General features: G+C 38.4%; 9 protein-coding genes. 8 read left to right on the top strand and 1 reads right to left on the bottom strand.

What is annotated here, in order from left to right:
* Positions 1–178: 178 nt before the first annotated feature.
* A complete protein-coding gene (gene mnmG / locus CLV96_RS11020) occupies positions 179–2,053 on the bottom strand; it encodes a tRNA uridine-5-carboxymethylaminomethyl(34) synthesis enzyme MnmG (protein ID WP_004787364.1) in 1,875 nt (624 codons plus the stop codon).
* A 170-nt stretch (positions 2,054–2,223) separates the two neighbouring features.
* Between mnmG and CLV96_RS11015 the strand changes: the two genes are divergently transcribed.
* The 8 genes from CLV96_RS11015 to gyrA all read left to right on the top strand — a co-directional run bounded on the left by CLV96_RS11015 (position 2,224) and on the right by gyrA (position 12,961).
* Positions 2,224–3,147: a branched-chain amino acid transaminase gene (locus CLV96_RS11015; protein WP_004786088.1), complete on the top strand. Its 924-nt coding sequence runs from the start codon at positions 2,224–2,226 to the stop codon at positions 3,145–3,147.
* Positions 3,148–3,153: 6 nt separating this feature from the next.
* Positions 3,154–4,086: a hypothetical protein gene (locus CLV96_RS11010; protein WP_004785273.1), complete on the top strand. Its 933-nt coding sequence runs from the start codon at positions 3,154–3,156 to the stop codon at positions 4,084–4,086.
* A gap of 218 nt (positions 4,087–4,304) precedes the next feature.
* Positions 4,305–5,630: a chromosomal replication initiator protein DnaA gene (gene dnaA, locus CLV96_RS11005; protein WP_004784585.1), complete on the top strand. Its 1,326-nt coding sequence runs from the start codon at positions 4,305–4,307 to the stop codon at positions 5,628–5,630.
* A 246-nt stretch (positions 5,631–5,876) separates the two neighbouring features.
* Complete coding sequence (dnaN, locus tag CLV96_RS11000; RefSeq protein ID WP_004786738.1) at positions 5,877–6,995, top strand: DNA polymerase III subunit beta; 1,119 nt, start codon at positions 5,877–5,879, stop codon at positions 6,993–6,995.
* A complete protein-coding gene (gene recF, locus CLV96_RS10995; RefSeq protein WP_004786485.1) occupies positions 6,995–8,098 on the top strand; it encodes a DNA replication/repair protein RecF in 1,104 nt (367 codons plus the stop codon). Before dnaN ends, recF begins: the two co-directional genes overlap by 1 nt.
* Positions 8,095–8,418, top strand: coding sequence for a DciA family protein (locus CLV96_RS10990; RefSeq protein WP_004786487.1), 324 nt, complete (start codon positions 8,095–8,097; stop codon positions 8,416–8,418). Before recF ends, CLV96_RS10990 begins: the two co-directional genes overlap by 4 nt.
* A gap of 78 nt (positions 8,419–8,496) precedes the next feature.
* A complete protein-coding gene (gene gyrB / locus CLV96_RS10985) occupies positions 8,497–10,416 on the top strand; it encodes a DNA topoisomerase (ATP-hydrolyzing) subunit B (protein ID WP_040917209.1) in 1,920 nt (639 codons plus the stop codon).
* Between the two features lie 19 nt (positions 10,417–10,435).
* Positions 10,436–12,961 carry a DNA gyrase subunit A gene (gene gyrA, locus CLV96_RS10980; protein ID WP_004786982.1) on the top strand — a complete coding sequence of 842 codons (2,526 nt, stop codon included), beginning with the start codon at positions 10,436–10,438 and terminating at the stop codon, positions 12,959–12,961.
* Positions 12,962–12,967 lie beyond the last annotated feature (6 nt).

The following is a 12,967-nucleotide window of genomic DNA, read 5'->3' as shown; positions in this document are numbered from 1 at the left end:
CAAATAGCCGGTGATTCAAAAACAAACATTTTCGATTCAGTGATTGCACTTTAAGATTTCTAATTTAAAAAACAGATTCATAGATGAGAAACAAAAACCAAGAAGGAATCCCCTCTTGGTTTTTGTTTGAAGCGGATTATTAATCGATAGTCCATTGGTTCTTTTCACGAACCAATTTCTATCGTTTGTCCACCAGATGATAGAGTAGAAGATCCACATCGGAAGGATCCACGCCCGAAATATGCAAAGCATTTTCTAAATTCATAGGGCGGTGTTTTTCTAACTTCACAACCGCTTCTGTTTTCAATCCTTTCACGCTGGCGTAATCAAAATCATTTGGGATTTGAAAGTTCAAAAATTTCTTACGGTATTCAATCGTTTCCAATTCTCGTTTGAGATAACCTTCGTATTTGACTTCCATTTCCAAAACAGCTTTCTCATCTTCGTTTAGGTTTTGAAGTTCGGGAACAAAAGTTTCGATGTCTTCGATTTTGATATCAGATCTTTTTAAAAACGAAGCCACTGTATGACCGAATTTATAATTCTCAATTTTCTTTTCTTTCAATACTTTTGTGAGTTCTTCGGTCGGCTTCATGGAAGTCACAAACATATGGGTTTTGATTTTATCAATTCGAGCATAACGATCACGCATTTCGTGGTAGAGATTCTCTTCTACAAGACCCATTTCATATCCATATTGCATGAGTCTTTGGTCGGCGTTGTCTTGGCGTAAAAGCAATCGATACTCAGCCCGACTTGTGAACATCCGGTAAGGATCTTCTACGCCTTTGTAAACCAAATCATCCACAAGAACTCCAATGTAAGACTCACTGCGTTTGAAAAGAATTGGTTCTTCTTTTCTCACAGAACGAATCACATTGTAAGCAGCAACAAGACCTTGTGCTGCGGCTTCTTCATAACCAGTAGTTCCGTTGATTTGACCGGCGTGATAGAGACCTTTTACTTTTTTGGTTTCGAGAGTTGGGTTTAGTTCTGTTGGATCTACAAAATCATATTCGATTGCGTAACCCGGGCGCATGAGTTCCACTTCTTCTAAACCTTTGATGCTTCGAAGAAACTTCCATTGCACTTCTTCCGGCAAACTTGTGGAGACACCATTGAGATACATCTCGCTTGTTTCATAACCTTCCGGTTCGATAAAGATTTGATGACGATCTCTCTCTGCAAAACGAACCACCTTATCTTCAATCGAAGGACAATACCTTGGGCCAATACTTTTGATCTGACCCGAATACATCGGTGAGTATTCTAAGTTTTGTTTGATCAGTTCATGTGTTGTATCGTTGGTGTAAGTGATGTAACAAGGAATTTGTTTGCGATCGATCTTCTTAGTTGAAAAAGAAAAGGGGCGAGGGTTCTCATCTCCATCCTGAATATCAAGTCCATCAAAGTTGATCGAGTTCTTATGAACACGAGCAGGGGTTCCTGTTTTTAATCTTCCGAGTCGCAATTCAAAACGAGAGAGTGTGTGGGAAAGACCTTTGGTTGTAGGTTCCCCAATTCGACCGGATTCTTTTTGGTAAGTTCCAATATGAATCACACTGGATAAAAAAGTTCCTGTGGTTAAGATCACATGATTCGTATAAAAAGTAAAACCTCGACCAGTGATGACACCTGCGACTTGGTTTCCTTCGACGATCAAATCTTCAACAGTGTCTTGTCGGATCGAAAGAGTTTTTAATTTTTCCAACTGGTGTTTGATCATCAGTTGGTATTGTTTTTTCTCTGCTTGTGCACGCGGAGCCCAAACCGAAGGACCCTTCGATGTGTTTAACATCTTAAATTGAATTCCCGTTTGATCGATCACTCGACCCATAAGTCCACCAAGTGCATCCACTTCACGAACCATATGTCCTTTTGCAATTCCACCGATGGCAGGATTACAACTCATCTGTCCGATAGTATCAAGGTTCATTGTGATGAGTAAAGTTTTGAGTCCCGCTTTGGCAGAAATATAAGCAGCTTCTGTTCCGGCGTGACCTGCACCGACAACGATACAATCAAATTGGTTAGGATAAAAGGATGGATTCATATTATGTCTTCTTAAGTATTCAGTTCTTATCGAAAGTGAGAGGGAGTGGGATTTGCGAATCTACTCCTTAGAACGATATCAAAATCATCGGCCTAAGCTTCGAGAGAAAAAAAGATAAAATTCATTTTCTAATTTTGAAACTTCAGAAGATTGGAGTGATAGGAATCTCAATGGCTCAGAATTCATTCCCTTATACATACTTTGAAGGAAAGATCGTTCCTTCCGAGGACGCGAAAGTTAGTGTCCAAACTCACGCCTTACAATATGGGACAGGCGTCTTCGGTGGAATCCGTGGTTACTACAGCGAAGCGAAAAAAAATCTCTATGTCTTTCGATTACCGGAACACTGCAAACGACTTGTGAACTCCACAAAGATCATGCAGCTCCAAATCCAAATCACACCGGAAGAAATCCAATCCATCATTCTGGATCTCCTTCGTAAAAATGAAGCAAAACAAAATGTATATTTAAGACCTTTCATCTACACTTCTGCCTTACAACTTTCGCCGCGTTTCCATGACGTAAAAGCAGACATCACCGTGTATGCGTTGAAGCTTGATGACTACCTCGACACACAAAATGGACTGACAACAATTGTTTCCTCTTGGCAAAGATTTTCTGATAACCAAATTCCCACCCTTTCCAAAGTGAGTGGCGGGTATGTGAACTCGGCTCTTGCCAAATCAGAAGCCGTTCAAAATGGAATGGACGAAGCCATCTTTTTAGATGCGAGAGGATTTGTATCAGAAGGTTCTGCCGAAAATCTTTTTATCGTTCGTGATGGAGTGATCCATACACCAACCATTCCATCTTCAATTTTAGAAGGGATCACAAGAAGAAGTATCATTCAAATTGCAAAAGACTTAGGGATCCAAGTTGTAGAAAGAGACATTGCTCGTTCCGAACTTTATATCGCTGATGAATTATTTTTTTCAGGAACAGGTGTGCAAGTAGCTTGGGTGAAAGAAGTGGATCGTCGTTTGATTGGAAATGGAAACATAGGTCCCATCACCAAAAAAATCCAATCTATCTTTTTTGAAGCGGTTCGTGGTGAACAACCAAGTTATATGAATTGGCTGACTCCGGTATACTAAAGACCAATGGCTGATGCTCTGTTTTCATTCGACCAAGTCTCAGGCCAAGATGTTGCACTGACTTACTTAAAATCTTTTTTAAATGATAGGTCACGAATTCCCGGTTCCATTATTTTTTATGGACCCGATGGAGTGGGGAAGTGGACAGCCGCTGAAAGATTCTCGAGACAACTTCTTTGTTTAGAAGGAACCTCTTGTGGAGTTTGTGATTCCTGTCGCCAATTTATGAAAGGAGTCCATCCCGACTTCATTCAATTTCCCAGAAGAAAAAACATTGCGATTGGAAAAGAAAAAGATCCAGAAGACTTCACCATCCGTTGGTTGTTATCAGCAAGGATTCCTTTTAAACCACATACATCAGATTACCGTGTAGTTTTATTTCCCGAAGCAAATCGTATTAACAATGAAGCGGAAACCACTCTCTTAAAAACTTTAGAAGAACCTCCGCCACATACAAAGTTCATTCTTATTGTTAACGATTTAAAAAACTTAAAACCTACCATCGTCTCTCGATCGGTATGTGTTCCCTTCAACTATCTCCCTCAAGACGAAATCAAAAAGATTCGTAGAAATGAAATGACCGAATCCAAACTTTATTACGGCGGATCACTCAATCCCTTTGAAATCTCCGATGAATTTTTAGAAGAGTGGCATGAGAATGTAAGGGAACATTGTCACGATTCCATTTTACTTTTTAAATTAGAAAACTGGGTGAGAGACCAACTAGGAGAATTTCGATCGAACAAAGAGGGCTTAACTGGAATTGATTTTTTAGAAATGATTTGTTTGTTACTTCTTTATGAATACAGACAAAAAAACTTTGAAGCCAATGTAGGGAGGATTGAAGCCATCCTTGACTTCAAAATGAAACTGCATTATGAAATTCCTGCGCTTGAGTATGTTCTTTTATCACAGTTGTTTTTAAGACTGGCTACCTAATTTGGAATATAAAAACCAAATTCTTTTAGAATGTTTGATTCATTAAGTATCACCTAACGTCCGCTACTAAGCTAAACAATGTCAAACCAATAAGGTGACATAATTTTTTTATTCGGTTCGACTATTTTTTGTAGTTTGGAGCGTTTTCGGATTTTTCATTTGAATTCTACCTACTTGCTAAAAGTATAGTACCCGATTTCACATTTAGGGCGGGAAACTTGGAAAGACGTTGGGAAGAAATTTTAGAAGAAATATCGAAACAGATACCTCCCAAGTACTTTTCTAATTTCATCGCACCACTCAAATTCGATAAATCTGAGAACCAGGTGGTCCACTTAACGGCTCCTTCCACCGGAATCAAACGCCATGTGGAAACCAAATACACGAGTTTCATTGAAGATGCCGTTTATCAAGTTATAGGTGATCGTTTTCGTGTGTCGATTCTAGCTGAATCAGAAACATCCACACAGATTTTTAAGGAAGTCATCCAATCCAAATTTGATGAATCCGACTCGGACCTAAATCCAGAATTTATTTTTAGTAATTATATCACTTCCGATTCCAATAAGATCGCTTATACAGCTGCAAAAAGTGTGGCGGAACAGCCAGGGAAATACAATCCACTTTATATTTTTGGACCAGTAGGTGTGGGGAAAACTCATCTCTTACATGCAATCGGAAACGAGATCAAAAAAAAGGATCCATGGAAAACGGTTCGGTATGTAAACAGTACCTCGTTTTTAAATGAATTTATTTTTACCGTTCGTCAGAATAACCGCGAATCTCTCGAATCTTTTAAAATTCGATACCAGTCTTATAATGTTCTCCTCTTTGATGACATTCAATTTTTGAATGGCGGGGCTGAAAAAACCCAAGAGGAATTTTTTGCACTCTTCAATTTTCTTTATGATAGAAAACGCCAAATCGTCATTGCATCCGATAGACCCAGTTACGAACTACCGTTACACGAAAGGCTAAAATCTCGATTTGTACACGGACTCCAAGCCGATATCAAGTCGCACGATTTGGCACTGCGGATCGAACTTTTGCGAGCCAATTTTTCTGAATTCAATATTCCTGCAAGTGACAAACTTCTACAGTGGCTTGCTGAACGATTGGAAGGGGATTCCCGCGCTCTGATTGGAATCGTAAACGATTTGGTCTTATACAAAAAGGCCTATGAATACTTTTTACTCACAGAAGAGAAAATTCAGGAAATTGCCGAAGCACGTTTTCTTACGAATAAAAAACGAATTGGATTCAGTCCTGATATGGTCATTGATCTTGTCTGCGAACGTACCAACATCGCTCGGAAAGATTTACTCGGAAAGAGTCGGAAAGCCGATTTCATCCCACCGAGACATCTCTGTATGCTTCTCCTTCATGACGTCCTTCATATTCCGAAAGCACAAATCGGCAGAATTTTTTCGACTACACATTCGACCGTCATCCACGGAATCGATAAATTCAGAGAACGTATGAAAACAGACCCACAATGGGAAGACCTGTTTCATACCATCAAACACAAGATAAGTTTCCAATAACCTGTAATTAATCCGACCATTACCTGTCGATAAACTGTCGATAGGACATAGTCAGTCCTTATTGTCCCTTAAGTTTTCCGTAACCTGTTCAAAGTGACATAAATATTGACAGTTGCAAAAAGGAAAAAACCTGACATAATTCAATAAAAATTGATGTTTCCAGGCTTTATCGACATACTGACAGAACCAACGGAAACGACATAATATATATAAAGATATATAATATAAATAAGAAGAAGAGGAAAAATGAAATTCACTGTCAATACTACAGAATTCCTAAAAGCAATCAACTCAGTGGATGGAGTCATCTCAGTTCGAGAGATTAAATCGGCTCTCTCCAATCTCAAAATCCAAACAGGTGAGAATGAAGTTTATCTTTCTGCTACCGATTTAGAGATCGCAATCAAAACTTCTGTTCCATCCACCATTGGAGAAAAGGGAACAGCATCTTTACCTGCGAAACAACTATCGAGTATTTTTAAAAACTTAAACTTTGATACAAGTTTACTCACAACGACAGACCAATCAGAAAACTCAGAGACAACCATCACTGATGCCAGTGGCAAGATGGACACTAAGTTTAAAGTCAATGGAATTGATTCAGAAGATATCAAAACAATTCCAAAAGTGGATGAGACAAGTGTAGTCGAATTTCCTTGCCAAACCATTCGTGAGATGTTTCGTAAAACTTCTTATGCGATGGCAATTGAAGAAACTAGGTTTGTATTCAATGGTTTATTTTTAAAACCGGACAATACAGACCTAATTGTTGTCGGAACGGATGGACGTCGTCTTTCTAAGATTGTTCGTAAGTTTCCAAAACAATTCCCATTCAAAAATGGTGTGATCATTCCTCACAAAGCTGTTCGCGAGATGCTTAAGATGATGGAAGGAAAAGAAACAGCTAAAATTGGATTTGTAGAAGAACAAATTTATGTTTCTTCTGGAAACGTAGAACTTCTTTTCAAACTGATTGATGGAAACTTTCCTGATTATGAACAAGTCATTCCAAAACAAACTTCAGAATCGGTTCGAGTTGTAAAAGCTGACTTTTTAACTTTTTTAAAACAAGCTCTCATTTCTGCAGAAGAACCTTCAAAACAAATTCGTTTGGCTTTTACTAAAGGAAATGTCAATATTAGCTCTTCCAATCCTGGTACGATGATGTTTGATCATAATATGCCAATTGAATACAATGGAGAAGCAATCACAATTGCCTTTAAAGGTGATTATTTGAGTGATGTGGTGAAAGCTGTGGATGATCCTGAGGTCATTTTAGAATTCACAACTTCAAGTGCCCCGGTTCTTTTTAAAGATCCTTCAGATAGCGACTTTGTTTCTGTCATTATGCCAATGAAACTTTAATGTTTCTAAAGAAAATTTACATAAAAAATTTTCGGAATCACGAAGAGACTCAGTTAACATTCAAATCACGTCTTATCTTTTTTATTGGAAACAATGGAGAAGGTAAGACAAACCTTCTCGAATCCATTTCTCTGTTATCCTATTTAAAAAGTTTTCGCGAATCGGATCAAAACCAACTCCTTCGGTGGGATACAAAAGATACCTTCATACGTGCTGAATTTGAATCTGAAGAGAATGATTATTTATTTGAATATGGAATTGAACATTCTTATTCCAAAAGAAAAAAACTAAAAGTTAACGGGGAAGAGTTTAAAAAAATCTCTGACTATGTAGGATACTTTCGTTCGATTGTGATGAGCCCTCCGGACATTCTCATTATTGAAGATGGCAATGTGGAAAGAAGAAGATTTTTAGATGCCTTTATTTCTTCCACCAATCGTTATTATTTAAAACAACTTATTGAATATGATCGTCTCTTAAAACAACGAAATGCTACTTTGAAAAAAGAAAATTCTACAGATCGGGAAATTGGAATCTGGGATGAACCGATCATTGAACATGATGCGGAAATTCGTGAAATCAGAACCAAAACCATTGAAAGTTTGGCCGGATATTTTCATAAAAATTTACAACAGTTAAGTTCAGGAAAAGATCCTTTTTTTTTAACTTACAAACCAAATATCTCTTCGAAAGAAGAACATAGACAAAAACTCATCGTTAATCTTCGAAAAGACAGAGCGATTGGTTATACCAGTTGTGGAAACCATAGAGATACGTTGCCAATTGGATTTGATGATAAAGATTTAAGTGGGTTTGGATCCCAAGGACAAAAACGAAGTGCGGTCATTGCACTTAAAACTGCTTGTTTCCAAATGATCCGCGATACCACGGGAGAAGCTCCGGTTTTGCTTATTGATGATATCATCAGGGAACTGGACGTCAAACGAAGAGAATATTTTGTAAATCTTATTTCTGAATGTGGGCAGGCATTTTTTACTACTACAGACTTGGAAGGAATACATGAGTATGTTGGAAACCTAACAGTTGATAAAGAAATCTACCAAGTGGAAGGTGGAAAAGTGAAGGTGTTTTTAGAAAAATGAAAAAAGTCGAACTCCACGAACTCTTCCAAAGTTTGGAAAAAATGGGTATGGACAGGGAAGCTGTCTTTCGGGATCAGATTCTAAAAACCCTACGCCTTCGTTGGAATGAAATTGTTGGTGATTATTTTGGAAAACAGAGTTTCCCGAAATCTATTGAAGGTAAAAAACTCACAGTTGTTTGTCGTCACTCCATGGTTTCCCAGGAATTGGAGTTTCAAAAGGCAGAACTTTTGGTGAAAGTGAACTCAATTACGAACCCAGTTTTATTGGAAAAAATTCACTTTAAAACGGGAAACGAATTCCAAAATCCTAGGTCTTAAGTCACTTAAATCTCCCCGTTTTCACTTGCCCTTCGAGGGTCTTTCTAGGATACTTCCTATAGGGTATCTTATAAATTTATGTCCAACGAAACCGATCAAAACGCCTATTCAGCCTCGAAAATCAAGATCCTAGAGGGTCTAGAAGCGGTCCGGAAACGCCCCGGAATGTATATCGGAACCCAGGATGAGTCCGGCCTACATAAGATGGTTTATGAGGTTGTAGATAACTCTGTGGATGAGGCAATGGCTGGCCATTGTACTGAAATTGATGTCCGCATTTTACCAGACCATATCATAGAAGTTCGTGATAATGGTCGCGGGATTCCTACAGGAATTCATCCGGACAAGGGTAAGTCTACCATTGAAGTAGTATTAACGATCTTACATGCCGGTGGTAAGTTTGAAAACGATGCTTATAAAGTTTCTGGTGGATTGCACGGGGTAGGGGTATCCGTTGTAAACGCTCTTTCTACTTATTTAGAAGTGGAAGTCCACCAAGATGGAAAACTTCATTATCAAAAATACCAAGCCGGTGTACCTGTTGAAGATGTAAAAATTATAGGAGACACATCTCACCGTGGAACAGTGGTTCGCTTTAAAGCAGATGATACCATTTTTACCACTGTAGATTTTTCTTTTGATACTCTTTCTGCAAGATTTAGAGAAATTGCTTTTTTAAACAAAGGACTTCTCATCCGTATTGAAGACCAAAGAAAAGACGAAGTTGCTAAACATGAATTTAAGTTTGATGGTGGAATTGTTTCATTCGTGGAATATATTACCGAATCAAAACACCCTCTTCATAAAGTTTTACACTTTGTTGGTGAGAAAGAAAATGTTTGGGCAGAGATTGCTCTTCAATATTGTGATACCTATAGCGAAAATATTTTTTGTTTTACCAATGCCATCAATAACAACTTAGGTGGAACTCACTTAGAAGGGTTTAGAACCGCTCTTACAAGAACTCTAAACGACCACTTAAAGAAAGACCAAATCCTTTTCAAAAAACAACCCAATGGTTTACAAGGGGATGATATCAAAGAAGGCCTTTGTGCTGTGATATCGATCAAAATCCCACAACCACAGTTTAACTCACAAACAAAAGAAAAATTAGTTAACGCAGAAGTAAAAGGTCTTATGCAAACCATCACAGGAGAAGGACTCAATCGATTTTTCGAAGAAAATCCTGCTGTGATCAAAAAGATTTTAGAGAAATGTATTTTAGCATCCAAAGCTAGAGAAGCAGCAAGACGTGCACGAGATTTAACAAGAAGGAAAACTGTTTTAGAAGGTGGTGGTCTTCCTGGTAAACTCGCAGACTGTTCTGAAAAAGATCCTGAACATTGTGAATTGTATCTTGTCGAGGGAGATTCGGCAGGTGGTTCCGCGAAACAAGGTCGGGACAGAAATACCCAAGCCATCCTTCCTTTAAAAGGTAAAATTCTAAACGTAGAAAAAGCACGTTTGGATAAAATTCTTTCAAATGAAGAAATTCGAACACTAATCACTGTTATGGGAACAGGAATTGGTGATGATGAATTCAATGTTGAAAAACTTCGTTATAAAAAAATCATCATTATGACAGATGCAGATGTGGATGGATCACATATCCGAACACTCCTATTAACTTTTTTCTTCCGGTATATGAAACCAATCATTGAACAAGGATCTTTGTTTGTGGCGCAACCTCCATTGTATCTTTTGAAATTTGGAAGAGAAGCTGTCTATGTTTACTCTGATAGGGAAAAAGAAGAAATTCTTAAAGCAAGGCCCAATGACAAAGTTGTGATCCAACGATACAAAGGTCTTGGAGAGATGAATCCAGAACAACTTTGGGATACGACTATGGATCCAAAAGAACGAGTTATGTTACAAGTGAAATTACAAGATTTTGTGGAAGCAGAAGATACATTCAACATCCTTATGGGTGATGAAGTATCTCCACGTCGTCGTTTCATTGAAGCGAATTCTTACAAAGTTGCAAATTTAGATCTTTAATTGGAATTAGGATAAAAAAATGACCGAACAAAACGGCCAAGAGAACGAATCAAATAAAACCTTAGCACTGAATCTTTCCGGTAGACCAGACGTAGCCGGTGCACTCAAAGCCGGTGTGCGGGTCATTCCGGTTGAAATTGAAGACCAAATGAAGGAAGCTTACCTTGATTATGCGATGAGTGTCATTGTGGGTCGAGCCCTTCCCGATGTTAGAGATGGATTAAAACCAGTTCATAGAAGAATTCTTCATGCGATGAATGAAAGAGCCTGGAGATCAGATCGTCCTTATGTAAAATCAGCAAAAATAGTTGGGGAAGTGATTGGTAACTATCACCCTCATGGTGACTCGGCAGTTTACGAAACTATGGTTCGAATGGCCCAAACTTTCTCAATGCGAGAGACTTTGATTGATGGGCAAGGAAACTTTGGATCTGTCGACGGTGATAATGCGGCGGCCTATCGTTATACGGAAGCAAAACTTACGAAACTTGCGGAAGAACTACTCAAAGACATCGAAAAAAATACTGTTAGCTTTTCGCCAAACTTTGATGATACGAGACAACAGCCGGATGTATTACCAGCAAATTTTCCAAATATTCTGGTAAACGGTTCCACAGGAATCGCAGTGGGTATGGCTACCAATATTCCACCGCATAACCTAAAAGAATCGGTAAATGCAGTAATTGCTCTCATTCAAAATCCAGACATAACACTTCCGGAACTCATGAAAATTCTTCCGGGACCTGATTTTCCAACTGGTGGAACAATCATTGGTGGCGAAGGTCTTTACCAAGCCTACGCAACAGGAAAGGGTTCCATTCGCATTCGATCTAAAGTTGATATCGTCGAAAACAACAAAGGTCGTGAGATCATTGTCATCAATGAAATTCCTTACCAAGTAAATAAGAAGAACTTACTCGAAAAAATCGGGGAGCTTGTGAATGAGAAAATCATTGAAGGGATTTCTGAAATTTTGGATCTTTCGGATAGAAAGGGAATTCGCGTTGAAATCCATGTTAAAAAAGATGCAAATGCGCAAGTCATCCTAAATCAACTTTTCAAACTCACACAACTGCAAGTGAGTTACGGAATTACAATGCTTGCGATTTTAAATAACCGCCCAAAGATCTTCTCATTAAAAGAAATCCTAAAATCATATGCAGATCATCGAAATGAAGTCGTTGTCAAACGTACTGAATTTGATTTAGACAAAGCACAGAAACGAGCACATATCTTAGAAGGACTTCGCATTGCGCTTGATAATATCGATGAAGTGATTCGTATCATTCGTGCATCCAAAGATGTAAAAGAAGCACAAAGTTCTCTCATGGCAACGTTCTCACTTTCTGAAATCCAAGCAGATGCGATTTTAGAAATGCGTTTGCAACGCCTCACTTCCTTAGAAGTTCAAAAGATTATCGAAGAATTAGAACAAGTGCGACTTCTTATAGCTGACCTAGAAGACATTCTTGCCAAACCAGAACGAGTCAAATCCATCATTTGTGAGGAACTTGGAAAAGTTTCCCAGTCTTTTGGAAACAATCGTACAACTGAGATTAGTTTAGAATCTTTAGAATCCTCAACATTCAATGCAGAAGATTTGATTGCAGATGAAGAAGTTGTAGTTCAACTTTCTGAAGATATGTTTATCAAACGTCTTCCTATGGATACCTTCCGTCGCCAAAAACGAGGGGGAAAGGGAGTCCAAGGAATCTCCACAAAGAGAGAAGACTTTGTTAAAAAACTCAGTAGTGCCATGACTCATGATAACTTAATGCTCTTTTCCAATAAAGGTAGAGCATTCCTCATGAGAGTTTATGAGTTACCGATTGCTACAAAAGAAGCACGCGGAAAATCACTCAAAGCAGTGATCAACCTAAATGATGATGAAATCATTACTTCCTTATTCACGTTTAGAAATTTTGACGAATCGTATTTGCTTATGGTTACAAGAGATGGATTTGTGAAAAAAATTCAATTGGATGAATTTACAAATACTAAAAAATCCGGAATCATTGCGATCGGACTACGGGATGGTGATGAACTAATCGATGTGATTGCTAACCCAAATAACTTTGATGTGTTTATTGGAAGTAAAAATGGTCTCGCTATCCGTATGAATTTGAATGAACTTCGTTCGCAAGGTAGAACAGCTTCTGGTGTGACTGCAATGAAGTTGGAAGACGATGATGCCATAGCAGGAATTACAAAAGTAGAACCGGGAACCAATTTATTCTGCGTATCCGAAAACGGGTTTGGAAAACGAACTGATTTTGAAGAGTTCTCTACCAAAGGTCGTGGTGGTAAAGGGATGACCTATTTGAAGATTGGTGAAAAAAATGGACGGGCTGTAGGTATTGCTTCTGTAAAAGAAGAAGATGAACTACTTGTCATCACTCAATCCGGAATGGCCATTCGTGTAGAAGTCAAAACAATATCGATGTTGGGACGTTCTGCTATGGGTGTCAAAGTGGTGAATACCAAAGATGATGACTTTGTAAAAGACTTTGCAGTCGTTAGAGATTCAGAATCCGATTCAGAATAAAGAGGG

The sequence above is a fragment of the Leptospira meyeri genome, from assembly GCF_004368965.1.
GTDB classification, from domain to species: domain Bacteria; phylum Spirochaetota; class Leptospiria; order Leptospirales; family Leptospiraceae; genus Leptospira_A; species Leptospira_A meyeri.
Note: the sequence above shows the minus strand (reverse complement) of the source record. Positions and strands in the feature narration are given on the sequence as shown.